Annotated in this window: 19 protein-coding genes, 1 tRNA gene and 1 pseudogene; 9 read left to right on the top strand and 12 right to left on the bottom strand. The window is 61.7% G+C overall.

The features are described 5' to 3' along the window. Nucleotides 1-111 precede the first annotated feature (111 nt). Complete coding sequence (locus BA011_RS20235; RefSeq protein ID WP_065281756.1) at nt 112-747, bottom strand: trimeric intracellular cation channel family protein; 636 nt, start codon at nt 745-747, stop codon at nt 112-114. 284 nt (nt 748-1,031) lie between these two features. Here BA011_RS20235 and BA011_RS20230 point away from each other — a divergent pair, with 284 nt between their 5' ends. Further along, nucleotides 1,032-1,505: a hypothetical protein gene (locus tag BA011_RS20230; RefSeq protein ID WP_028743597.1), complete on the top strand. Its 474-nt coding sequence runs from the start codon at nt 1,032-1,034 to the stop codon at nt 1,503-1,505. A gap of 93 nt (nt 1,506-1,598) precedes the next feature. Here the strand turns inward: BA011_RS20230 and BA011_RS20225 are convergent, their stop codons facing one another. The 5 genes and pseudogenes from BA011_RS20225 to BA011_RS20210 form a co-directional block, all read right to left on the bottom strand. After that, nucleotides 1,599-2,387 carry a YdcF family protein gene (locus tag BA011_RS20225; RefSeq protein WP_065281755.1) on the bottom strand — a complete coding sequence of 263 codons (789 nt, stop codon included), beginning with the start codon at nt 2,385-2,387 and terminating at the stop codon, nt 1,599-1,601. 68 nt (nt 2,388-2,455) lie between these two features. Further along, a complete protein-coding gene (locus tag BA011_RS20220) occupies nt 2,456-3,178 on the bottom strand; it encodes a YoaK family protein (RefSeq protein WP_065281754.1) in 723 nt (240 codons plus the stop codon). Nucleotides 3,179-3,395: 217 nt separating this feature from the next. Further along, nucleotides 3,396-3,635, bottom strand: a pseudogene (locus BA011_RS46335) (GIY-YIG nuclease family protein); the annotation flags it as partial. A gap of 101 nt (nt 3,636-3,736) precedes the next feature. Next, nucleotides 3,737-3,812 (bottom strand) — tRNA-Ala (locus BA011_RS20215). 150 nt (nt 3,813-3,962) lie between these two features. Next, nucleotides 3,963-4,343 (bottom strand): TIGR02300 family protein, encoded by a 381-nt coding sequence (locus BA011_RS20210; protein WP_065281753.1) that lies wholly within the window; start codon nt 4,341-4,343, stop codon nt 3,963-3,965. A gap of 275 nt (nt 4,344-4,618) precedes the next feature. Here BA011_RS20210 and aroA point away from each other — a divergent pair, with 275 nt between their 5' ends. The 3 genes from aroA to rpsA all read left to right on the top strand — a co-directional run bounded on the left by aroA (nt 4,619) and on the right by rpsA (nt 8,577). After that, nucleotides 4,619-5,977, top strand: a complete 1,359-nt coding sequence (gene aroA, locus BA011_RS20205) for a 3-phosphoshikimate 1-carboxyvinyltransferase (protein WP_065281752.1) — start codon at nt 4,619-4,621, stop codon at nt 5,975-5,977. Between the two features lie 72 nt (nt 5,978-6,049). After that, nucleotides 6,050-6,697 (top strand): (d)CMP kinase, encoded by a 648-nt coding sequence (gene cmk / locus BA011_RS20200; protein ID WP_065281751.1) that lies wholly within the window; start codon nt 6,050-6,052, stop codon nt 6,695-6,697. Nucleotides 6,698-6,873: 176 nt separating this feature from the next. Then, nucleotides 6,874-8,577: a 30S ribosomal protein S1 gene (rpsA, locus tag BA011_RS20195; protein ID WP_003544285.1), complete on the top strand. Its 1,704-nt coding sequence runs from the start codon at nt 6,874-6,876 to the stop codon at nt 8,575-8,577. A gap of 75 nt (nt 8,578-8,652) precedes the next feature. Here rpsA and BA011_RS20190 read toward each other — a convergent pair whose 3' ends face one another. The 3 genes from BA011_RS20190 to BA011_RS20180 form a co-directional block, all read right to left on the bottom strand. Beyond that, the gene (locus BA011_RS20190; RefSeq protein WP_065281750.1) at nt 8,653-10,212 is read right to left on the bottom strand and encodes a hypothetical protein; all 1,560 of its coding nucleotides are present in this window, start codon (nt 10,210-10,212) and stop codon (nt 8,653-8,655) included. A 231-nt stretch (nt 10,213-10,443) separates the two neighbouring features. Beyond that, entirely contained in the window at nt 10,444-11,070 is a 627-nt protein-coding gene (locus BA011_RS20185; protein WP_065281749.1) for a ribonuclease D, read from the bottom strand. A gap of 156 nt (nt 11,071-11,226) precedes the next feature. Then, the gene (locus BA011_RS20180; RefSeq protein WP_065281748.1) at nt 11,227-12,036 is read right to left on the bottom strand and encodes a MerR family transcriptional regulator; all 810 of its coding nucleotides are present in this window, start codon (nt 12,034-12,036) and stop codon (nt 11,227-11,229) included. A gap of 170 nt (nt 12,037-12,206) precedes the next feature. Here BA011_RS20180 and BA011_RS20175 point away from each other — a divergent pair, with 170 nt between their 5' ends. Both BA011_RS20175 and BA011_RS20170 read left to right on the top strand, forming a co-directional pair. Then, a complete protein-coding gene (locus BA011_RS20175) occupies nt 12,207-13,487 on the top strand; it encodes a 4-aminobutyrate--2-oxoglutarate transaminase (protein WP_065281747.1) in 1,281 nt (426 codons plus the stop codon). A 66-nt stretch (nt 13,488-13,553) separates the two neighbouring features. Further along, nucleotides 13,554-15,035, top strand: a complete 1,482-nt coding sequence (locus tag BA011_RS20170) for an NAD-dependent succinate-semialdehyde dehydrogenase (RefSeq protein ID WP_065281746.1) — start codon at nt 13,554-13,556, stop codon at nt 15,033-15,035. Nucleotides 15,036-15,071: 36 nt separating this feature from the next. Here the strand turns inward: BA011_RS20170 and BA011_RS20165 are convergent, their stop codons facing one another. Then, nucleotides 15,072-15,281, bottom strand: a complete 210-nt coding sequence (locus BA011_RS20165; protein WP_064250150.1) for a SlyX family protein — start codon at nt 15,279-15,281, stop codon at nt 15,072-15,074. 179 nt (nt 15,282-15,460) lie between these two features. On the opposite strand from BA011_RS20165, the gene uxaC reads away from it, so the two are divergent. The 3 genes from uxaC (at nt 15,461) to BA011_RS20150 (ending at nt 19,811) form a co-directional block, all read left to right on the top strand. Then, nucleotides 15,461-16,876, top strand: coding sequence for a glucuronate isomerase (gene uxaC, locus BA011_RS20160; protein ID WP_065281745.1), 1,416 nt, complete (start codon nt 15,461-15,463; stop codon nt 16,874-16,876). Continuing rightward, complete coding sequence (locus BA011_RS20155; RefSeq protein WP_065281744.1) at nt 16,873-18,330, top strand: mannitol dehydrogenase family protein; 1,458 nt, start codon at nt 16,873-16,875, stop codon at nt 18,328-18,330. The genes uxaC and BA011_RS20155 overlap by 4 nt, the downstream gene beginning before the upstream one ends. A 284-nt stretch (nt 18,331-18,614) precedes the next feature. Further along, nucleotides 18,615-19,811 carry an IS256 family transposase gene (locus tag BA011_RS20150; protein ID WP_065279141.1) on the top strand — a complete coding sequence of 399 codons (1,197 nt, stop codon included), beginning with the start codon at nt 18,615-18,617 and terminating at the stop codon, nt 19,809-19,811. Nucleotides 19,812-20,048: 237 nt separating this feature from the next. Here the strand turns inward: BA011_RS20150 and BA011_RS20145 are convergent, their stop codons facing one another. Next, nucleotides 20,049-22,499 carry a GcvT family protein gene (locus tag BA011_RS20145; protein ID WP_065281743.1) on the bottom strand — a complete coding sequence of 817 codons (2,451 nt, stop codon included), beginning with the start codon at nt 22,497-22,499 and terminating at the stop codon, nt 20,049-20,051. After that, nucleotides 22,500-23,375, bottom strand: coding sequence for a phosphotransferase (locus BA011_RS20140; protein ID WP_065281742.1), 876 nt, complete (start codon nt 23,373-23,375; stop codon nt 22,500-22,502). Nucleotides 23,376-23,446 lie beyond the last annotated feature (71 nt).

Here is a 23,446-nt window from a genome sequence, read left to right as displayed (position 1 = left end):
TCTAAAGTGCGTCGCGCCGAGTCGGCTCATGCGACGCCCTTTAGACCTTTATTTTTATGCATGTCGTTGTCCCAAAACCGCTGCGCACTTTTGGGCGACATGCATTAGGCTTCACATGACATCGTTGGGATGCCGGCCGGGCCTGTGCCTGTAGGTCGGGAAGGTCCAGCCGAACCACAGCGCTCCACCGCGCACCGCAAAGGCCGCCACGACGCCGCAGGCGGACGCCAGATAGAGCTGCATTCCGAGCGCATTGGCGAGCGTGAACACACTGGCGCCGATAAGGGCTGCGGTCACGTAGATTTCCGGCCGCAACAGCACCGAAGGCTCGTTTGCCATCAGATCGCGCAGGATGCCGCCGAAGGTCGCCGTCAGCGTGCCGGTGACGATCGCGATGGTCGGCGAACCAGTGGCGGCGAGGCCTTTGGCGGCGCCGATCACGCAATAGGCGGCAAGGCCGATCGCATCCAGCCAGATCAGCAGGCGATAGCGCGATTCCAGCAGATGGGCGGTGAAGAAAACGATGACGCCCACGATGCAGCAGACGAGAATATAGGCGGGGTTCAGCACCCAGAAGACCGGCACGCGGCCGAGCACGATATCGCGCACAGTGCCGCCGCCGGTTCCCGTCACCATGGCGAAAAACAAAAAACCGATCAGGTCCAGTTGCTTGCGCGAGGCGGCGAGCGCGCCTGTTGCGGCAAACAGCGCAATGCCGGCATAATCGAGATAGACGAGCAGAGACATGCGAGCCCCGGAACCGGCGGAAGTTCAGAGCATGATGCCGAAAAGTGTGAGCGGTTTTCGGACGACATCATGCTCTCACTCTTGAATTGAGAACAGGATTCAGATTTTAGGCCAACTAGGCCTAAAATCATCCTGTTCTCGGGAATCAATCACGGCGGCAAGGGCGGCGCAAGGCGGCGCGGCCATAAAGCTGAAGTCTTTGATTTAATGCATGTCGTTGTCCCAAAACCGCTACACAGTTTTGGGCGACATGCATTAGGAGCCTTTATCCAAAGAGGAAAGCCGTGAAAACGCTGGTGCTCGCCGTTCTGAATATCGTCCTGCTGCTTGCCATGCCGGCTGTCGCCCTCAGTCAGCAATCGCTGATCTCCGACCCTGAGATCTACGAGAAGAAACATTTCCAGGAGCAGTGCAAGACGGCCGAGTTTGCCGACGGCTTCATCATCCGGCAGGACATCAACAATGACGGCCTGATCGATGCGGTGGTCAACGAGGGCCAACTGACCTGCGACGGGCAGAAGGGGCCGCAATGCAATGACGACGGCTGCACCTATAATTTCTACCTGCAAGTTGCCGAAGGCGGTTATTTCATGATCGCGACGGCACAGATCTATGGCTACGATTTCGTCCAGCGCTTCGGCAACATGGTGTTGGCGATGAAGATGCATCCGCGCTTCTGCGACCGCACCGAAGGTGATCCCTGCACCGTGACGGCACGCGTCCGCGGCACGAAATTCGTCACCATCTCGAAGAAGTAAATCTCAGCCTATAATCCCGAAAGTTTTTCGGGATTATAGGCTGATTCAAAGTGATAGAGCGTCCTTTGCGCGTCCTATCGGACGCGCGGCGCTCTATTGCGGATAAAGCTCCGACGTGCGGCCGGCGAGATAATAGCCGACCAGGCCGTACCATTCGCGGATCGCCGTCGCCATGTTCTGCGCATTGAGGTTCGGTTGGGTGAAATCAAACCCAAGCCTCACCTGGCCGTCGGTGCGATAATCGGTCGGCCAGGGCTCGATATCGATGCCGAGCTTGCGGAAGATGCCGACGGAGCGCGGCATGTGGAAACCCGAGGTGATCAGCAGGCAATTGGAAAGGCCTTGGCTGGCCAGGAATTCCTTGGTGTTGACGGCGTTTTCGAAGGTCGTGCGGGATTGCCTCTCCTCGATCAGGCGATCCCTGGCAATGCCGAAGAGCGGGAAGAAGCGCTCGGATGCCGCCGCATCACCTTCATAGATGCCCGAAATGGAGCCGTCGCCGCCCGATACCAGGATACGTGACTGCGGAAATTTCTGCGCGAGCCGCAAGGCTTCGACGAAGCGGTCGGCTCCGCCGTTGAATTCTATGCCGTGGCGCGCCGTGTTCACCTCATTTTCGAAGGCGCCGCCGAGCACGATCATGCATTGCAGGCTATCGGGATCCGCGGCGGGCTTTACGAAGCGCTGCTCGAGACCCTGCATCAGCAGGTTGCCGGCCGTGGTGTAGAGCGTGACGAAGAGGATGAGGGCCGAACCAGTCGCGCCGAGGATACTTAAGATACGCCAGCGCAGAAGGCCGGCAAGCAGGGCAAGGAAGACGAGGAAGAATGCCAGCGACAGCGGCTGAGCGAAAATCCAGACAAGCTTCGAAATGACGAACAAGACCTGCTCCTTGAGGATTGGCGGCGGCCCTTCCTATCCGATTCGACGGTGATAGGAATGCGACGGTTTTATTTCGCGCGCGTGATGGCCGATCCGCTCGGTGCGACCTTCTGATTGAAGCGGCGCTGAAGCGGCCGAGGGATGAGCATGGCGGCAAGTGCAAGCAGCATGGCGAAGAGGGAGACCAGCCACAGCGCGTGCGCACCTGTCAGCCGCGTCAGGACGGCGCCGGCGATCGCGCCGAGCACCATGCCGCCCCAGGGCACGATCTGGATCGTCCATTCGACACGACGATCGCCGATGATCCAGCGGCCGATACCGCGGCCGAAACGCGACAGGGCGCCGGTCACATAGGTCAGCCCGATCGGTAGCCCTTCGATGTGCTCGACAGCGGCGTTCACCATGCCCATGGAAAAAACGATCATGTAGAACCGCACGAACAGCATGTTCTGCACCGTCATCATCGAGGCGAGCGCCAGAACCAGCCCGACGCAGCCAAGCACCACGAAAATGCGGCGTTGCGAAACATGGGAGATGACGATGCCTGCCGCATTGCCAAGCACGAAAACGACGATGGCGGAGATCAGGACCGCCGCGTGATAAAGATTGCCATCGCTCAAGGCCAGTGCGGCCCGCGTCGTGTTGCCTGTCATGAAGGAGACGAAATCGCCGGTCAGCAGAAGACCGGTCGCATCGGTCATGCCGGCCAAAAACGAGATCGAGCCGACGAGGGCGAGCCCGGTCAGGGTTCGTCGGGTCCGGATGATGCGGCGGCGTCTTGCTCTGGTCATTGGCTGGGGTCCTGAAGCCGAATCGCTGAGATTGCGGCAACGAACATACATCGTCCTATTGAGGAATTGGCAAAGGCGATTGGGAGGGGGTGGGTGCGTTTACGTCAATCAACGCGCGACCCGGTCGGTCGGCGTTGCGCAAAAGTTTGCACGGCAGTAGGCGGCACTTAATCGGAATCGATCTTCCCATTGGCGAGGCGACCCGGATCCAGTTTCGGACCAATCTCTTGGTGGCAAAAGCCCTGCCGGAATGCGATTTCAGATATGTTTCGAATTCAAGGGCTTTGAGCTTGTCGGGAAAGGCGCAATACCAGAGCAAATTCCATGGTGCGAATTTGGCAGTGTGGGCGGATTTTCCGGCATTGTGGGCCGCAAATCGTTGTTTGAGATCTGCTGTAGACCCGGTGTATTCCTGATCGGGAAAATCGGCGCTGCGGAGAATATAGACGTACCACATCAGCGTTTCAGCCCGTCTTCGCCCTTCAGGCTATGCCGGGCACTGCTTCGGCCTAACGGTTTCTCGCGGCTGCGCCACGCGAAGCCCGTAAGGGCGAAGCGTGGTGGAGCTAAGCGGGATCGAACCGCTGACCTCTTGCATGCCATGCAAGCGCTCTCCCAGCTGAGCTATAGCCCCATCAAGGTGGTCCGGCTCAAGGCCGGTCCTGGGATGCTCCTCAAGGCTGGCGCCTTCGGAGTGGCGGCTTATTACTTCCGGATTCCGGAGATAGCAAGCCTAAAAAATCTGGCCCGGAGAATTTTTTCCTCGCCGGGCCGAAATGCGGTCTCAGACTTCGTCGTCGTCGCCGGTCACGCCGATGATGTCGCTCATGTCGTCATCATCATCATCTTCGTCGGGTGTGAGGAAGGTATCGTCGTCGTCGCCTTCGATTTCGACATCGTCATCGCCGATATCGGGGATGTCGTCACCGCTGGCGGCGTCATCGGCATCTTCCAGCGAAACCAGTTCGACTTCGGTGTTTTCAGTATCGACTTCCGCGACCTCCTCTTCCTCGGCAACTTCGGCGATCGCCGAGGTTTCTTCGAAGAAGGACAGAGGGTAGGACTTGCCGGTATAAGGAGAGACGATCGGATCCCGGTTCAGATCATAAAACTTCTTGCCGGTTTCCGGATCGGTACGCTTGGTTCCAAGTTCCGCTTTCGCCACTATAAGCCTCGTGTGAATAGCCGAATATGAGATTCGGCAGATGCCGTTCAAGCCGGCGTTCCATCGGAATTTATAAGCCGGTCCCCTTAATCGCTGTGGCTTCCCATGTCAAAGCCAAACTTTGCGATCCGGGCGCCGGGTTTTTGGCAAGCCGACGGATGACCGCCCGGCGCGTTTATGTTAACGAGCCGCAACAGCTGCGGAAGCGGACGGGAATTGCGACCGGCCAAGCCTGTCTTGCGGCGAAAATAGACTGCGTTTGCAAAGGATTACGCATGCTGCACGGCTCTGCGCCAAAGCCCGCCACCGCCCGCAAATCCGCCGGTCTTGCGGGCAGCGTCCGTATTCCGGGCGACAAGTCGATCTCGCATCGTTCCTTCATGTTCGGCGGGCTCGCCTCCGGCGAAACGCGGATCACCGGCCTGCTCGAAGGCGAGGACGTGATCAATACCGGCCGGGCGATGCAGGCGATGGGCGCCCGAATTCGCAAGGATGGCGCGCAATGGGTGATCGAGGGCACCGGCAACGGTGCACTGCTTGCGCCTGACGCGCCGCTCGACTTCGGCAATGCCGGCACCGGCGTGCGGCTGACCATGGGCCTTGTCGGCACTTACGATTTTCGCTCCACCTTCATTGGCGACGCCTCGCTTTCGAAACGGCCGATGGGCCGCGTTCTCAATCCGCTGCGCGAAATGGGCGTGCAGGTCAGCGTCTCCGAAGGCGACAGGCTGCCGGTGACGCTCAGAGGCCCGGGAACGCCGAGCCCGATCCGTTATCGCGTGCCGATGGCATCCGCCCAGGTGAAATCGGCCGTGCTGCTTGCCGGCCTCAATACGCCGGGTGTCACCACGGTCATCGAGCCGGTGATGACGCGCGACCATACCGAAAAGATGCTGCAGGGTTTCGGCGCTGCCCTTTCCGTCGAGACGGACGGGGACGGCGTCCGCACGATCCGGCTCGAAGGCCGCGGCAAGCTCAAAGGCCAGGTGATCGACATTCCGGGCGATCCCTCCTCCACCGCCTTCCCGCTGGTTGCGGCGCTGCTTGTCCCCGGCTCCGACATCACCATCGTCAACGTCCTGATGAACCCGATCCGCACCGGGCTGATCCTGACGCTGCAGGAGATGGGGGCTGATATCGAGGTGTTGAACACGCGTCTTGCCGGCGGCGAGGACGTGGCGGATCTGCGCGTGCGCCATTCCGAACTCAAGGGTGTCACCGTTCCCGAAGATCGGGCGCCGTCGATGATCGACGAATATCCTATCCTCGCCGTCGCCGCCTGTTTCGCCGAAGGCGCGACGATCATGAAGGGGCTGGAGGAACTGCGCGTCAAGGAGTCCGACCGCCTTTCCGCCGTCGCCGATGGCCTGAAACTCAATGGCGTCGACTGCGACGAAGGCGAAGATTTTCTCGTCGTGCGCGGCCGGCCAGACGGCAAGGGCCTCGGCAACGCTGCCGGCGACAAGGTCAGCACACATCTCGACCATCGCATCGCCATGAGCTTCCTTGTCATGGGGCTTGCCTCGGAGCATGCTGTGACGATCGACGACGCGGCGATGATCGCGACCAGCTTTCCGGAATTCATGCAGCTGATGACCGGCCTTGGAGCGAAGATCGAGCTGGTGGCGGAATGATGTGCCGGCCGCGGCAATTCCGCGAAGACGAACTCATTCGCCGTTTCGGCGCGCTGTCGCAGGATTGATCGCATGACGAACGAGACCTTCACCATCGCCATCGATGGCCCGGCCGCAGCGGGCAAGGGGACGCTTTCGCGCCTCATCGCAGAGCGCTACGGATATCACCATCTTGATACCGGCCTGACCTATCGCGCCACAGCCAAGGCGCTGCTCGATGCCGGCCTGCCGCTCGACGACGAGGCGGTGGCAGAAAAGATCGCGAGAGAGGTTGAACTCGCTGGATTGGATCGCGATATACTTTCCAAGCATGAGATCGGCGAAGCTGCCTCGAAGATTGCCGTCATGCCGGCGGTGCGCCGGGCGCTGGTCGAGGCGCAGCGACGGTTTTCGACGAAAGCGCCGGGAACCGTGCTCGATGGGCGCGATATCGGCACGGTCGTCTGCCCGAATGCGGCGGTGAAATTCTATGTAACGGCGTCGCCGGAAGTCCGCGCAAGACGCCGTTATGACGAGATCCTCGGCAAAGGCCTGACGGCGGATTTCGATGCGATATTCGAGGACGTCAAGCGGCGCGACGAACGCGACATGGGACGGGCCGACAGCCCTTTGAAACCAGCTGATGATGCGCACTTGCTTGATACGTCGGAAATGAGTATAGAGGCCGCGTTTCAAGCTGCTCAATCGATCATCGATGCGGTCTTGAGCCGAAATGCCTAAATTCAAGCGATTTTACGTGCTCTGAGCATGGATCGCTTCTAATATAGCAAGCCTGAAATTCCGTCCAAGCGCCGGATTGCCTTCGTAAGAGAAGGCGGACTGGGTTCAGGCTCATTCAACGCAAACCAACCGGCGCATACGTGTCCGCTTCCGTTTCAGGACACGCAGGAGATTTTATGTCAGTAGCTACCCCCTCCCGCGAGGATTTCGCGGCTCTTCTCGAAGAGTCCTTTGCCAAGAACGACCTGGCCGAAGGCTATGTCACCAAGGGCATCGTCACGGGCATCGAGAAGGACGTCGCCGTTGTCGACGTCGGCCTGAAGGTTGAAGGCCGCATCGCGCTCAAGGAATTCGGCGCGCGCGCCAAGGACGGCCTGTTGAAGGTCGGCGACGAAGTCGAAGTTTATGTCGAGCGCATCGAAAACGCGCTTGGCGAAGCCGTTCTGTCGCGCGAGAAGGCTCGCCGCGAAGAAAGCTGGGTCAAGCTCGAAGCCAAGTTCGAAGCTGGAGAACGTGTCGAAGGCGTGATCTTCAACCAGGTCAAGGGCGGCTTCACGGTCGACCTCGACGGTGCAATCGCCTTCCTGCCGCGTTCTCAGGTCGACATTCGTCCGATCCGCGACGTGACCCCGCTGATGCACAACCCGCAGCCCTTCGAAATCCTCAAGATGGACAAGCGCCGCGGCAACATCGTGGTTTCGCGCCGTACGGTTCTGGAAGAATCCCGTGCCGAGCAGCGTTCTGAAATCGTTCAGAACCTCGAAGAAGGCCAGGTTGTCGACGGCGTCGTCAAGAACATCACCGATTACGGTGCGTTCGTCGACCTCGGCGGCATCGACGGCCTGCTGCACGTCACCGACATGGCATGGCGCCGTGTGAACCATCCGTCGGAAATCCTGAACATCGGTCAGCAGGTCAAGGTTCAGATCATCCGCATCAACCAGGAAACCCACCGTATCTCGCTCGGCATGAAGCAGCTCGAGAGCGATCCGTGGGATGGCATCCAGGCCAAGTATCCGGAAGGCAAGAAGATTTCCGGTACCGTTACGAATATCACCGACTACGGTGCGTTCGTCGAGCTGGAGCCGGGCATCGAAGGCCTGATCCACATCTCGGAAATGTCCTGGACCAAGAAGAACGTTCACCCCGGCAAGATCCTGTCCACGAGCCAGGAAGTCGAAGTCGTCGTTCTCGAAGTCGATCCGTCCAAGCGCCGTATCTCGCTCGGCCTCAAGCAGACGCTGGAAAATCCGTGGGCAGCATTCGCCCGCAGCCATCCGGCCGGCACTGAAGTCGAAGGCGAAGTCAAGAACAAGACCGAATTCGGCCTGTTCATCGGCCTCGACGGCGATGTCGACGGCATGGTGCACCTCTCCGACCTCGACTGGAACCGTCCGGGCGAACAGGTCATCGAGGAGTTCAACAAGGGTGACGTCGTCAAGGCCGTCGTTCTCGACGTCGATGTCGAGAAGGAACGCATCTCGCTCGGCATCAAGCAGCTCGGCAAGGATGCAGTCGGCGATGCCGCTGCTTCTGGCGACCTGCGCAAGAATGCCGTCGTTTCCTGCGAAGTCATCGCGGTCAACGACGGCGGCGTCGAAGTGAAGCTCGTCAACCACGAGGACATCACTTCCTTCATCCGCCGTGCCGACCTCGCCCGCGACCGCGACGAGCAGCGCCCCGAGCGCTTCTCGGTCGGCCAGGTGTTCGACGCCCGCGTCACCAACTTCTCCAAGAAGGACCGCAAGATCATGCTGTCCATCAAGGCTCTGGAGATTGCGGAAGAGAAGGAAGCCGTTGCCCAGTTCGGTTCGTCCGACAGCGGCGCTTCGCTCGGCGACATCCTGGGCGCAGCCCTGAAGAACCGCGGCGGCGAATAAGCCTCACCGCCTTTGAATTGAAGAACCCGCCGGAGCGATCCGGCGGGTTCTTCATTTTCAGGCGATGGAAAAGTATTATTCCCAGCCGACCATGCGCTGATAGAGCGCATAGACCGGGTCGGCGGCCGCGCCTGCCTGATAAGCCGACGGTTCTGTATCGATCATCCTCGGCGTCCTGCGCTCGGGCGCCGCGCCGGTTTCTTCGGCATCGGGCTCGGCATCCTCGCCCCCGGACTGCGCCTGCTGCTCGTCCTGCTGAGCGTCGTCGCGGTGATGCTGATGCTGGTGGTGCGTTTCGCCTGCCTTCTCGTTCGACGGCGTATCCTTGGCGAACTGGTAGGGCAGCTGGGTGTAGGCCAGCCCTTCCGGCATCTTTGCCGCAAGCGGCACATAGGAAGCCTCGGCCGTCTCGGGAACCGGCATCATCTGCGGTTGCGCGGAAATTTCTTTCGGCTGACGGGCTGCTGCCGCCACGGTCTCGATATCCATCTGCGGTGGGCGGAGCGCTGCGGACTGGCGAGGATCGGGTGGTGTGAATTCGGCTGGCTGCCTGGTCAAGGTTTCGGTCGCATCGCTGATGACGGCGTCGTCGAGGATCGCATCGATCTCCACTGCCGCCTCGACGGGAACATCCTCCAGCACGGTTTCGATGTCCTGCTCGCGGATGATGGTGGCGATCATCTCGGAGACTTCTTCGGTCATGGAGGCGACAATTCCTGCCCAGTTCCTGGGAATGACAGGATCCACCTTTTCCGACATCGCACCGGTTTCGATGGCAGGCGGCTCCGGCGTTGCCTGCGTATCATCGGCTGCTGCGGCTTCCGTCGACGAGGGTTGCCGGGTTTCAATCTCCTGCGACGCAGATTTTTCCGGGGCGACCTCCCTTGTGGTCGCTGGGGAGGATTGAGCCTGGTTTTCAGCCTTCGGCGCTTCCGGATCGGCAGCTTCCACGGCTTCGGCGATGACCGCTTCCTCGGTGGTCGCCGGAGCTGCTGCCTCGATCAGCGAATCGGCTGACGCGGGCGCCGCGTCTGCCGGCTGACGCATGGCGACAGGCAGCCTGTCCTCATGCAGTCTTATCTCGGGCAGCCGGATCTCGGGGCGAGCTTCGGCGCGCATCGGCGATGCATCGTTCTGGCCATAGGAGCGGACGACCGCGCGGGCGGCGAGATCGCGATCCTTATAGCGGACAATCTCCAGATAGGCGACGATGCGGGCTGCTTCCGGGCCTGTCGGGTTTTTCAGAGCTTCGGCAATGGTCCGCAGCGGCAGACCGTGGCCTTGCGCGGTCAGCTGGCGCTCGACCTCGTCGATTCTCGCGGCCGGCAGCCGCCGGATCGCATCGGCAAGCCGGGAGGCGAAGGCAAGATTGCTCTCATCATCTCCACGATCGAGCGAAATCGAGCGGCCTGCCGCATCGATGACATCGAAAAGGGCTTCGACCATGCGCTCGCGCGCCGCAAGGAGCAGAATATTGAGCTTGCCGGCAATGGCGGAATTGAGGTCTGCGGCTTCGACGGCGTTGACAGGCGCGGGGGCAATCACCGAGTGGCCGAGACCACTGGCGACGATCGCCGCTGTCTGACCCTGGGACGAAAAGCTTGCATTGGACGCTGCACGAACGGGAGTCAACATGGCATGCTCCTTTCGTAAAGTGACGATGAAAGCAGGCTCTAGAAAAGGACCGCGCTCATCCGGTCCCCCTGCATCCCAGCAGATCCTCCTGTCCGCATGACGCAGTTCCGGCGCCATCGAAATGCATAAAAATTAACAGGAATATTAATGAACAGGCGTTAACGAATCGCTAACGGCCGCCGGCAAGCCTGCCGTACGGCTATTGGCAAACGCAGAATGAAGGAAATTCGCTCAGCTATGGGCGAAGATATCGGCCTCTTCCCAGCCGAGCAGGTCGAGCTTGGCGCGAGTCGGCAGGAATTCGAAGCAGGCCGTCGCATGATCATAGCGGCCGTCGCGGATCAGGCGTTCCGTCAGCTTATCGCGCAACGCATGCAGATAAAGCACGTCGGAGGCGGCATATTCGAGCTGGGCCGGAGACAGCCTCTCGGCCGCCCAATCGGAAGATTGCTGCGCCTTGGAGACGTCGACGTCGAGCATCTCCTTAAGATTATCCTTGAGGCCGTGGCGATCCGTATAGGTCCGGATCAGGCGCGAGGCGATCTTGGTGCAGAAAACCGGGGTCGTGGTGACCTCGAAGGTATGGAAGAGCACGGCAATATCGAAGCGGCCGTAATGAAAGATCTTCTGGTGGGTGGGGTCTTCCAGCAGGGCGACGAGATTGGGCGCCTCTTTCTGACCGGCGGCGATGCGAATGATATCGGCGGTGCCGTCACCCGGCGAAAGCTGGACGACGCAGAGCCGATCGCGGCGCGGCACCAGGCCGAGCGTTTCGGTGTCGATCGCAATCGCGCCGGTGTAGCGAGCAATGTCGGCCGCGGAAATATCGCCTTCGTGATAACGTATGGTCGCTGCCATGAGACTGTCTTTCGTTCGATGCATCCCCTACAGCGCCGCACGTCTTTTCGAGAGCCGCAAAGGACGCTCTAGCGCTTGAATGGCTGCATAACTTTATGCAGCAGCGCTATAACGCAAAGACGCAGAATACGAAACCGCTTTCCTGCCGCGGACCGTTCAGAATGTCGGCGGCGTATTGATCCAGAGAAGCACGGTTTCGCCATCGTGACGGTTGCGCCAGGAATGATCGCGGCGGCTTTCGAAATAGAGTGAATCGCCGGGGCCGAGATCAAAGAACTGATCGCCGTCGAGCACCAGTTCGAGCCGGCCGGACAGAACATGCATGAATTCCTCGCCCTCGTGGCGATAGGCGCCCTCGCTGGCAGCACCGGGCGCCAGCACGAAACGATGGCAGTCCATCATCCTACGGCCTTCGGCGAGGAGCTGCACCGTGAGGCCCGGCGTCGTTTCCGGCCAGTTGCGCCATTCGCCGGCGCGTACTAGCGCCGGCACATCAGCGCTTTCCTCACCGGAGAGGCGGGAGACGGTGGTGCCGTAGTACTCCGCCAGATCGTGCAGCGTCTTGAAACCGACGCCCTGCGAGGTGCGCTCCAGCGTGGACAGCGTCGACGAGGTGATGCCGATGTCGCCGGCCACCTGATCGAGTGTCTTGCCGCTCGCATGGCGCAGGCTGCGGAGCTTGCGGCCGAGGCCGCTATCCTGGCTTGCCTCGGCGCCGTCGACGGAAGGTTCTTCGCTCTCCAACGCCTCTCGGATTGCCGCGGGATTAAGGCCCCGCTCGACACGATACCAGGAGATGCGCTTCAGCCGCGCCACATCGTCGGCGCTGTATTGCCGATGGCCGGTTTCGGAACGACCGGGAACCACCAGACCCTGGCTTTCCCAAAGACGCAGTGTCGAGGCCGACACGCCCGCCAGCCGCGCGGCTTCCGCCACCTTGTAGCGCACAGGCCCGTTATCGTTCATCCGCCAATATCCCTGATTCCAATCGCCCCAGAACCTCCATCAAAAAGCGTGATGTTTGAAGCAAAAAATGCCGCTTGATTTCTTGCAGGAAAAATGTAGGAACTTTCTACACATCTTGCAGAACTTATGCAAGATAGTTCTGAAGCCCCTTTCAGCGCAGGAGCGCATCGATGAACGCGACAAGCCTTACGGACCGGAAGAATGCAGCCATTTCACGTGGCGTCGGCATGACGACCCAGATCTATGCGGATCGCGCAGAGAATGCCGAGATCTGGGACAAGGAGGGCCGCCGCTACATCGATTTCGCCGCCGGCATCGCCGTTCTCAATACCGGCCACCGCCATCCCCGGGTCATCGCAGCGGTCAAGGATCAGCTCGACCGCTTCACCCATACCTGCCATCAGGTAGTTCCCTATGAGAGCTACGTACACCTTGCCGAACGGCTGAACGCGCTGCTGCCTGGCGATTTCGAGAAGAAGACGATCTTCGTCACGACGGGCGCCGAAGCGGTCGAGAACGCCGTCAAGATCGCGCGTGCCGCAACCGGCCGCTCGGCCGTCATCGCCTTTGGCGGCGGCTTCCATGGCCGCACCTTCATGGGCATGGCGCTGACCGGCAAGGTCGTGCCCTACAAGGTCGGCTTCGGCGCCATGCCGGGCGACGTGTTTCATATTCCTTTCCCGGTCGAGTTGCACGGCGTCACCGCCGATCAGTCGCTGGCGGCATTGAAGAAGCTCTTCGCCGCCGATGTCGATCCGCAGCGCGTCGCGGCCATCATCATCGAGCCGGTACAGGGCGAAGGCGGCTTCTACTCCGCACCCGCCGCCTTCATGAAGGCGCTGCGCGAGCTCTGCGACCAGCACGGCATCCTGCTGATCGCCGACGAGGTGCAGACCGGTTTTGCCCGCACCGGCAGGATGTTCGCGATGGATCATCACGAGGTGGCGCCCGACCTGACGACGATGGCAAAGAGCCTTGCCGGCGGCTTTCCGCTCGCCGCCGTCACCGGCCGCGCCGCGATCATGGATGCGCCGGGACCGGGCGGGCTCGGCGGCACCTATGGCGGCAATCCGCTTGGGATCGCCGCTGCCCATGCCGTGCTCGACGTCATTGCCGACGAAGATCTCTGCAACCGTGCCAACCAGCTTGGCGGACGGCTGAAGCAGCGGCTGGAATCGCTGCGCGAGACGGTGCCGGAGATCGTCGATATCCGCGGACCGGGCTTCATGAACGCCGTCGAATTCAACGACCGGACGACCGGACTGCCGAGCGCGGAATTCGCCAACCGGGTGCGGCTGATCGCTCTCGACAAGGGCCTGATCCTGCTCACCTGCGGCGTCCACGGAAACGTCATCCGCTTTCTTGCACCGATCACCATCCAGGACGAGATCCTCGGCGAAGCGCTGGATATTCTCGAAGCCTCGATGCTGGAAGCGAGCGCGGGCCGTTAAGCGCACCCGAACCGGACTTCAATGGCTCCCGGCAACCGGCAGCCGCACTCTCAAGGAGGATATGACATGGCTTTCACCACCGCACTGACCAAGCACGTTCCCTTCTCCTCGCCCTTGCTGCGCGATGCCGGCTATATCGACGGCGTCTGGACATCAGGCGATGCCACGAGGACTTTCGACGTGCTGAACCCGGCAACCGGCGAGCTGCTCGCCTCGCTGCCCGATATGGGTGCGGCCGAGACGCGGGCGGCGATCGACGCAGCCCATGCCGCCCAGCCGGGCTGGGCTGCCCGCCCGGCCAAGGAACGTAGCGCGATCCTGCGCAAGTGGTTCGACCTGATGGTCGCCAATGCCGACGAACTCGCCGCGATCCTGACCGCCGAAATGGGCAAGCCGTTCCCGGAAGCGCGCGGCGAGATCCTTTATGCCGCGGCCTATATCGAATGGTATGCGGAAGAAGCCAAGCGCATCTACGGCGAGACAATCCCCGCGCCTTCCGACGACAAACGGATGATCGTCATCCGGCAGCCGGTCGGCGTCGTCGGCACGATCACGCCGTGGAATTTCCCTGCGGCGATGATCACCCGCAAGATCGCCCCGGCGCTTGCCGTCGGCTGCACCGTGGTCTCGAAGCCCGCCGAACAGACGCCGCTGACGGCGATCGCGCTTGCCGTGCTCGCCGAGCAGGCGGGCATTCCCGCCGGTGTCTTAAACGTCATCGTCGGGGTCGACGGCCCGGCGATCGGCCGCGAGCTCTGCGGCAATGAAAAGGTGCGCAAGATCAGCTTCACCGGCTCGACGGAAGTGGGCCGCATCCTGATGCGGCAGTGCGCCGACCAGATCAAGAAGGTGAGCCTGGAGCTCGGCGGCAACGCGCCCTTCATCGTCTTCGACGATGCCGATCTCGACGCTGCCGTCGAAGGTGCGATCGCCTCCAAATACCGCAATGCCGGCCAGACCTGCGTCTGCGCCAACCGCCTCTACGTCCAGTCGAACGTTTACGACGCCTTCGCCGCCAAGCTTGCCGCCAAGGTCGCCGAGATGTCGGTCGGCGACGGCTTCAAGCCGGGTGTCGTGATCGGGCCGCTGATCGATGAACAGGGCCTTGCCAAGGTGGAAGACCACGTCAGCGACGCGCTTGCCAAGGGCGCCAAGGTGCTGACCGGCGGCAAGCGCATCGACGGCGCCGGCACCTTCTTCACGCCGACGGTGCTGACCGGCGTTGCGCGCGGCATGAAGGTGGCGCGCGAGGAGACCTTCGGGCCGGTGGCGCCGCTCTTTCGCTTCGACACGGTCGAGGATGTCATCAATCAAGCCAACGACACGGAGTTCGGCCTCGCCGCCTATTTCTACGCCGGCGATCTGAAGAAGGTCTGGCGGGTGGCGGAAGCGCTGGAATACGGCATGATCGGCATCAATACCGGCCTGATGTCATCCGAGACGGCACCCTTCGGCGGCATCAAGCAATCCGGCCTTGGTCGCGAAGGCTCGCGGCACGGCGCCGACGACTATCTGGAAATGAAATATCTCTGCATCGGCGGCGTTTGATTGCACCGAGGGCACGCGGCATTGGGCCGCGTGCCGTCAATAATGCGGCGGCCGGGTGATGCCAGGCGCTTCCAGCGACTGCTCTTCCAGCGACAGGAAGCGTTCGGTCAGGCGGTCGAGTTTGGTGCGCATCTGCTCGACCGTCTTCCATTGCTCGGCGAGTTGATCGGAAAGCTCTTCGATCGTCTTTGCCTGGTGGGCCAGCATTTCTTCCAGCCGGGTGATGTGGTTCGTCTCGTCAGACATCGATGCTCCTTTGCCGAAACCGGCAGAACAGATGGTTCTCCCAAAGCGGAAATAGGCCGCCTCGTCAATGCTTTCCATGCCCGGCGCGGCCACGGGCAAAACTGTACCGTTTGGTTACTAAAAGACCTTGCCGCGCCTGATGTTGTGGGGTAGCCCTTATCCATCAGGGAGGAATACTGATGGATGCAGGAAACGGCTTTCTTCATCCGGACCGGCTTTTTCCGGCTGATCCGGCAACACGGACCATCGCGCGAGACCTCTACGAGACGGTGCGCAATCTTCCGATCGTCAGCCCGCACGGGCATACCGAACCCTCCTGGTTCGCCGACGACAAACCCTTCGAAGATGCGGCCTCGCTGCTGGTCATTCCCGATCACTATCTCTTCCGCATGCTGCACAGTGTCGGGGTCAGCTTGGACGAGCTCGGCGTGCCGCGGCTCGACGACAAGCCGGTGGCAACGGGACGGGCGATCTGGCGGACCTTTGCCGCACATTATCATCTTTTCCGCGGAACGCCTTCGAGCCTTTGGGTCGACCACGCCATGTCGGCCGTGCTCGGCTGCACCGAGCCGCTGACGGCTGATAATGCCGATGCGCTCTACGACCATATCAATGCCCAGCTTGCGCTTCCCGAATTCCGCCCGCGGGCGCTGCATCAGCGATTCGGCATCGAAACGATCGCGACGACGGATGGCGCGCTCGACCCACTGGCGCATCACCAGAAGTTGGCGGCGGACGGCTGGATCGGCAAAGTGCGCACCACCTACAGGCCGGACAGTGTCACCGATCCCGACGCCGTCGGCTTCCGCGACAATCTCATCAAGTTCGGAGAGATCACCGGCACCGACGTCACGCGTTGGGACGGCTTGATCGAGGCGCATCGGCGCCGGCGCGCCTATTTCCGCCAGTTCGGCGCCACCGCGACCGATCACGGTGTGCCCACCGCCTTCACCGCAGACCTGCCGCTTGTGGAAAAACAGGCGCTGCTCGACAAGGCGCTGAAGGGTCCGCTTTCGGCCGAGGATGCCGAGCTCTTCCGCGGCCAGATGATGACCGAGATGGCCGGGCTTTCGGCCGAGGACGGCATGGTGATGCAGATCCATGCCGGATCGAGACGCAATACAGACCGCGGGCTTTTCTCGACTCGAGGCCCCAATATGGGCGCCGATATCCCGACACCCACGGACTGGGTTGGCGGCTTGAATGCGCTGCTATCAAAATATGGTCACGCACCGGGTTTGCGTGTGCTGCTCTTCACACTCGACGAGACGACCTATGCACGCGAGCTGGCGCCGATGGTCGGCCATTGGCCCTGCCTGATGATCGGCCCGCCCTGGTGGTTCCACGACAGCCCGCTCGGCATTCGGCGCTATCTCGACCAGGTTGTGGAGACGGCAGGCTTTGCCAATATGGCGGGTTTCAACGACGATACGCGCGCGCTGCTATCGATCCCGGCCCGGCATGACGTCTGGCGCCGCGAAGTCTGCCGCTTCCTTGCCCAGCTCGCCGCCGAGCACCGGATTTCCAAGCGGGAAGCCGAAATCGCCGCAGGCGAGCTCTCCTATGGCAATGCAAAGAAGGCCTACAAGCTGTGACCGAACGACTGCAAACTCTTTCCGGCCTCGCCTCGACGGCGAAGCTTCCCGCCTATGACCGCAACCAGCTGAAAAGCGGCATCCTGCATCTTGGGCCGGGCGCCTTCTTCCGCGCGCATTTCGCGCCGTTTACGGATGCTGCGCTCGCAGCCGCAGGCGGCGACTGGGGCATCGAGGTAGCAAGCCTGCGCACGCCCGATGTCGTTGACAATCTGAGCGCTCAGAACGGGCTTTATACGACGCTGATCCGCGACAGCTCGGGCACGACGGCTGAGGTGATCGGTTCGATCCTGAAGGCGCATGTGGCGCCGCGCGATCCGGCTGGCCTGCTGGCGCGGCTCGAAGATCCCGCTATCCGCATCGTCAGCATGACGGTGACGGAAAAGGCCTATGGTTTCGATCCGGCAACCGGCGGCCTCGACCTGAAGCACCCCGATATCGTCGCCGATCTCGCCAGCCGGCATGCGCCGCGCGGCGTCATCGGCTACCTCGTCGAAGGCCTTGCGCGCCGCCGGCAGAAGGGGATCGCGCCCTTTACGCCGCTCAGCTGCGACAACCTGCCGAGCAACGGCGCGGTTCTGAAACGCCTCGTCCTCGAATTCACCTCGCGCATCGATTCCGACCTGCATCGCTGGATCGAAGCGAATGTGCCCTTCCCTTCGACGATGGTCGACCGCATCACGCCGGCAAGCACCGAAGCGACCTATGCCGATGCCGAGCGGCTGACGGGCCGCACCGACATGGCGGCGGTCGAGACAGAGCCTTTTACGCAGTGGGTCATCGAAGATCATTTCGCCAATGGCCGGCCGGCCTGGGAAAAGGTCCGCGGCGCGCTGATGGTCGAGGAAGTCTCGGCCTACGAAAAAATGAAGCTGCGGATGCTGAACGGCGCCCATTCGCTGCTCGCCTACCTCGGTTATATCGGCGGCTATGAATTCATCCGCGACGTGATGGACGATGCAGCCCTGGCAGCACTTGCCTACCGCCACATGCACGCGGCCGCGCGTACGCTCGATCCGGTGCCGGGCATCGATCTCGATGACTATGCCAGCGAATTGATAGCGCGCTTTGCAAACAAGGCGATCGCACATCGCACCTATCAGATCGCCATGGACGGCACGCAGAAACTGCCGCAGCGGCTGCTGGAGCCGGCAAGCGAGGCTCTGGCGCATGGCGACAGGGCGGAGACCTATGCGATCGCCGTAGCGGCGTGGATGCGCTATGCGATCGGCGAGCACGGCAATGGTGATCGCTACCAACTGCGCGATCCCCGTGCTGCGGAAATCGCCGCTCTCATCGCCGATATCCCGCGCACAGGCCTGGCGATCTCGGCGGCTCTCTTCACCCTTCCCGGACTTTTCCCGGCGGCTTTGACAGGCCACCGGGCCTGGACGCAGGATGTGGCTGACAAGCTGGAGATCCTGATCCAGGACGACCGGCTGCCGCTGTTCTGAGATTTGGAGCCTCTGGCGCAGGCTCTGCTTCAGCCCAGGAGTGTCGTTTTGCGCAAGTATAGTAAGTCACGCCAACGCGGGGTGGCTGGGTTCTTGCAATGAGAGGGCGTGCTGTGGCCGCCCCCCTCTGCCCTGCCGGGCATCTCCCCCACAGGTGGGGAGATTGGCTGGGCTCACTGGCTTCCCCGGTAGTGTGCGGAAGGTTCTGCAAATTCACTGAGAGGGGCGGTCATGGCAGGCTGGTGATGTTCAACGTCACCTGATTCCCTGGAAGGAACGCCACCATGACCAAGACAGAAGATAAGACTGCTGTTGCTACCGTCAAAGACATTCTGCTTTCGAACCCCGATGGGCTGCACGAGGTGCTGCGCGCGGTGATGCAGGAGGTCCTTGAAGCCGAGATGGACGAGGCTTTGGGAGCCGCGAAAGGCGAACGCACGCCCGAGCGGCTCGGCTACCGCTCCGGCCATTACGGCCGCACGCTGATAACGCGGGTGGGCAAGTTGGAACTCAGGGTGCCGCAGGACCGCTCGGGACACTTCTCCACCGAGCTGTTCGAACGCTACCAGCGCTCGGAGCGGGCGCTGGTCGCCACGCTGGCCGAGATGTATGTGCAGGGGGTGTCGACGCGCAAGGTCAAGGCGATCACCGAAGAACTGTGCGGGCATGCGTTCTCGGCCTCATCGATCTCGGCGATCAACAAGCGGCTCGATGAAAGCCTAAAGGCCTTTGCCTGCCGCCCGCTTCAAGAGCCCTTTCCCTATCTCATCCTCGATGCCCGTTATGAGAAGGTCAGAGAGGGCGGCGTCGTCAGGAGCCAGGCGGTGCTGATCGCCGTCGGCATCGACTGGGACGGCCGGCGGCAAATCCTGTCCGTCGAGATGGCCGGCCGCGAGAGCCGCTCGGCCTGGAAGGACTTCCTGTTGGGATTGAAAGCCCGCGGCCTCAAGGGTGTCGAGTTCGTCGTCTCCGACGATCATGCCGGCCTCGTCGCGGCGATCGGCGAAGTCATTCCGGAAGCCGCCTGGCAGCGCTGCTATGTGCACTTCCTGCGCAATGCGCTCGACCATCTGCCACGCAAGCACGGCGACGATTGCCTGCAGGAACTGCGATGGATCTACGACCGGCGCGATCTCGCCGAGGCGAAAACCGATCTTTCCGCCTGGCTTGGCAAATGGTCGGGAAAATATCCACGGCTGACCGGCTGGGTCGAGGAAGCCATCGAGCAGACGCTCACTTTCTTCCGGCTACCGCGCACTCACCACAAGCATCTCAAGAGCACCAACATGCTCGAGCGCCTCAACGAGGAAATCCGTCGTAGAACCTACGTCGTGCGCATCTTTCCCAACACCGAAAGCTGCCTGCGCCTGGTCAGGGCGCTTGCCGTCGAAACCCACGAAAACTGGATGGAGGCCAATCGATACATCAACATGGACGATCTCAGAGAGCATAAGAAACTCGCTCTCCGCAATGCCGCATGACCAGTCTCATGACCGCCCTTTTTGCTGAACTTGACGCACATAACCGCTTCCCCAAACAATCAGCGTCCAGCCCGACGAAACGGTAGATGAGTAGGAAGTTTAAGCCACTTGCGATCTCCCCACCCGTGGGGGAGATGCCCGGCAGGGCAGAGGGGGGCTCACACGGCCTGCCCTCTCCTCGTCATCTCTGTCCTCAAAGCTTCGCTCGAAGGCAAAGAATGAGGTAATTCGAGTTCGTCAAGCCTTCACCCGCGCCATATCGGGATCATAGAGCGGCGACAGCGATACCTTGCAGGGGATGCGTTCCCGCGCGACATCGAGCTCATAGGTGCCGGAGAGCACGAAATCCTCGGTCACGCCGTCGGGGCTGCGGACGTAGCCATAGCCGATGGGCTTGCCCAGCGTATAACCGAAGCCGCCGCTCGACAGCCAGCCGACGCGCTTGCCGTCGCGATAGATCGTTTCGCGGCCGAGCAGCACGGCATCGGCATCCTCGGGAACAAAGCAGGCGAGGCGCTTCTTGACGCCGCCCGAAAGCTGCCGCTCGATCGCCTCACGGCCGCGGAACGGAATATTCTTCCGCATCTTCACCGCCCAGCCGAGACCGGCTTCAACAGGCGTATGGTCGGGACCGATATCCGACCCCCAGGCGCGATAACCCTTTTCCAGGCGGCAGCTCTCGATGGCGCGGTAGCCGGCATTGACGAGGCCGAGCTCGCCGCCTGATGCCATCAGCACGTCGTAGACCGTGGTCGCATATTCAATGGGAATATGCAGCTCGTAGCCGAGCTCGCCGACATAGGTGATGCGCAGCGCCCGCACGGGGCAGCCTGCAATGCCGATGGTCCTGACCTTGCCGAAGGGGAAGGCCGCATTCGAGACGTCGCTGCCCGTCACCTTTTCCAGGACGGCGCGGGAATTCGGTCCCATCAGCGACAGCACGGAATAGGCGGATGTGACGTCGACCAGCTCGGCATGCATCTCCGCCGGGATATTGCGTGCGATCCAATTGAAGTCATGGGTGGCGAAGCCGGTACCGGTGACGATGTAATATTCGTTCTCGGCGATACGGGCGACCGTCACGTCGCATTCGATACCGCCCTTGTCGTTCAGCATCTGCGTGTAGACAAGCGATCCCACCGGCCTTGCCACATCGTTGGCAGCGATCCAGGACAAGGCTGCCTCGGCATCCCTGCCCTTCAGCACGAATTTGGCAAAGGAGGTCTGGTCGAAGATGACCGCCGCTTCGCGCACCGCCTTATGCTCGCGGCCGACTGCGTCGAACCAGTTCTGCCTGGTGTAGCTGTAGATATCCTTCGGCTCCTCGTTGGCGAAGAGATCGGCAAACCAGTTCGGCCGTTCCCAGCCGAGCTTTTCGCCGAAACAGGCGCCCTGCGCCTTCAGCCGGTCATAGAGCGGCGATTTGCGGCAGGGTCGGCCGCTCGAATGCTCCTCGAACGGCCAGGCCATGGTGTAATGTTTGCCGTAGGCTTCGAGCGTGCGTGTCCGCACCCAATCGGTATCGAAATGCGGCCGGCCGAAACGGCGGATATCGACCGGCCAGAGATCATAAGGCGGTTCGCCCTTCGTCACCCATTCGGCAAGCGCCATGCCGGCACCGCCAGCCGAGGCGATGCCGAAGGCGTTGAAACCGGCGCCGACGAAGAAATTCTTCAGCTCCGGGGCCTCGCCGAGAATGAAGTTGCCATCCGGCGTGAAGCTTTCCGGGCCGTTCAGCAGCTGCTTGACGCCGACGTTTTCCAGCGCTGGAACGCGGCCGAGCGCCTGTTCCATGATCTGTTCGAAATGGTCGAAATTGCTGTCCAGCAGCGTGTAGTGGAAACCTTCGGGGATGCCGCTCTTTGCCCAGGGAATGGGATTCGGCTCGTAGCCGCCCATGACGATGCCACCGACCTCTTCCTTGTAGTAGGTCAGGCGATCGGGATCGCGCAGCGTCGGCAGGTTGGAGGGCACGCCGAAGGATTCGGTTATGATGTATTGATGCTCGACGGAGACCAGCGGCACGTTGACGCCGAAGCGGGCGGCGAAGGCGCGCGTCCATTGACCGGCACAGACGACGACGCGCTCGCATTCGATGCGTCCTTGCGCCGTGATGACGGCGCGGATCTTTCCCTTGTCGATTTCAAGGTCGAGGACTTCGGTATCCTCGAAGATCGAAACGCCCGACATACGGGCGCCCTTGGCCAGCGCCTGGGTGATGTCGGAGGGATTGGCCTGGCCGTCGGTCGGGAGGAAGGCGGCGCCGACGAGATCGTCAACCGTCATCAGCGGCCAGAGATCGAAGGCTTCCTGCGGTGTCAGCAACTGCATTTCGAGGCCGAAGGACTGGGCGGTGGTCGCTTGGCGCCTGACCTCGGTCCAGCGTTCCTCATTGCAGGCAAGGCGCAGGCCGCCATTCATCTTCCAGCCGGTGCCGAGACCCGTTTCCTCTTCCAGCCGCTTGTAGAGATCGACGGAATAGCCGAGAAGCTGGGTGATGTTGGCGCTGGTGCGCAACTGGCCGACGAGGCCGGCGGCGTGGAAAGTGGTGCCCGAGGTAAGCTTCTTGCGCTCCAGCAGCACGGTATCGGTCCAGCCGAGTTTGCCGAGATGATAGGCCGTCGAGCAGCCGATGATGCCGCCGCCTATAACCACGGCTTTCGCCGTCTTCGGTAATACCTTCGTCATTTATTGGTCCTGTTCAAAGGCTTGATAGGCGCGTTCGAAGCGCGCGAGATTTTCGGCCGTATAGCCGGCGTAATCGAAATCGATGCTGGAATGAATTTCCGAAATCATGCTCCAGAGCGTCTCGCGCAGCAGCGAGGCGCATTTCATCGCGGCGTAGCGCCTGTTGAGATCATCGGTCAGCGGCCGGTCGAAATAGGTCTCCAGCATCGTGTGCTCGGCCGCTTCCGAGAACTCGTTGTTGGAGGCCAATCCGCCGAGATCGAAAAGCGGCGTGTTGAAACCGGCATAGTCCCAGTCGATCAGCCAGAGCCGCTTGCCGTCATCGAGAAAGTTGGCGGCCAGCAGGTCGTTGTGGCCGAAGGCGATCTCGAAAGGCCCTGCCGCTTCTTCCAGCGTCTCAGCCCTACCGACGAGCCCCGGCAGCAGCGGAAGATAGGTGCTTTCCGACGCCTTCAGATTGGCGGCGTAATCGCGGATGACGTGGAAGACCCAGAAGATCATCGCCTGGCCGCGGAAATGCCGGGCGATGTCGCGATGGCAGGCACGCACCAGCGGCAAGACCCGGGCGAGCATATGCGGCGTCCTGATATCCTGCGGCGACAGCGCCCGCGCCTCGATATATTCGAGCACCAGGACCCCTGGCGAATGGTGGATGACGGCAGGCGATATGCCGGCCGCATGGGCGGCACGGCTCGCGGCAAGCTCGTTCTGCCTGTTGATGTGATGAATCGGAATATCGGTACCGAGCCTCACCACGCAGCGCGCGACGGCATCGCTGACCAGATAGTTCCTGTTGGTGATGCCGCCGGCTATCGGCGCGATTGCGATCGGCCCCTGCCAGATGCCAAGCGCATGAATCCTATCTTCAGGCGTCATGCTTGTTCCCCTTGCGGCCCCTCGCGAAAATGATGGGCCAGAGGAGGATCGGCTGTCAAGCAGCCGAGCGC

It is taken from the genome of Rhizobium leguminosarum (assembly GCF_001679785.1).
Lineage (GTDB): Bacteria > Pseudomonadota > Alphaproteobacteria > Rhizobiales > Rhizobiaceae > Rhizobium > Rhizobium leguminosarum_R.
Note: the sequence above shows the minus strand (reverse complement) of the source record. Positions and strands in the feature narration are given on the sequence as shown.

Coding starts and splice junctions, on each gene's coding strand:
- BA011_RS20175 (WP_065281747.1), top strand. CDS start 12,207: ATGAACGCGACAAGCCTTACGGACCGGAAGAATGCAGCCATTTCACGT.
- BA011_RS20140 (WP_065281742.1), bottom strand. CDS start 23,375: ATGACGCCTGAAGATAGGATTCATGCGCTTGGCATCTGGCAGGGGCCG.
- BA011_RS20145 (WP_065281743.1), bottom strand. CDS start 22,499: ATGACGAAGGTATTACCGAAGACGGCGAAAGCCGTGGTTATAGGCGGC.
- BA011_RS20190 (WP_065281750.1), bottom strand. CDS start 10,212: ATGTTGACTCCCGTTCGTGCAGCGTCCAATGCAAGCTTTTCGTCCCAG.
- BA011_RS20150 (WP_065279141.1), top strand. CDS start 18,615: ATGACCAAGACAGAAGATAAGACTGCTGTTGCTACCGTCAAAGACATT.
- BA011_RS20170 (WP_065281746.1), top strand. CDS start 13,554: ATGGCTTTCACCACCGCACTGACCAAGCACGTTCCCTTCTCCTCGCCC.
- BA011_RS20180 (WP_065281748.1), bottom strand. CDS start 12,036: ATGAACGATAACGGGCCTGTGCGCTACAAGGTGGCGGAAGCCGCGCGG.
- BA011_RS20220 (WP_065281754.1), bottom strand. CDS start 3,178: ATGACCAGAGCAAGACGCCGCCGCATCATCCGGACCCGACGAACCCTG.
- rpsA (WP_003544285.1), top strand. CDS start 6,874: ATGTCAGTAGCTACCCCCTCCCGCGAGGATTTCGCGGCTCTTCTCGAA.
- BA011_RS20185 (WP_065281749.1), bottom strand. CDS start 11,070: ATGGCAGCGACCATACGTTATCACGAAGGCGATATTTCCGCGGCCGAC.
- uxaC (WP_065281745.1), top strand. CDS start 15,461: ATGGATGCAGGAAACGGCTTTCTTCATCCGGACCGGCTTTTTCCGGCT.
- BA011_RS20165 (WP_064250150.1), bottom strand. CDS start 15,281: ATGTCTGACGAGACGAACCACATCACCCGGCTGGAAGAAATGCTGGCC.
- aroA (WP_065281752.1), top strand. CDS start 4,619: ATGCTGCACGGCTCTGCGCCAAAGCCCGCCACCGCCCGCAAATCCGCC.
- BA011_RS20235 (WP_065281756.1), bottom strand. CDS start 747: ATGTCTCTGCTCGTCTATCTCGATTATGCCGGCATTGCGCTGTTTGCC.
- cmk (WP_065281751.1), top strand. CDS start 6,050: ATGACGAACGAGACCTTCACCATCGCCATCGATGGCCCGGCCGCAGCG.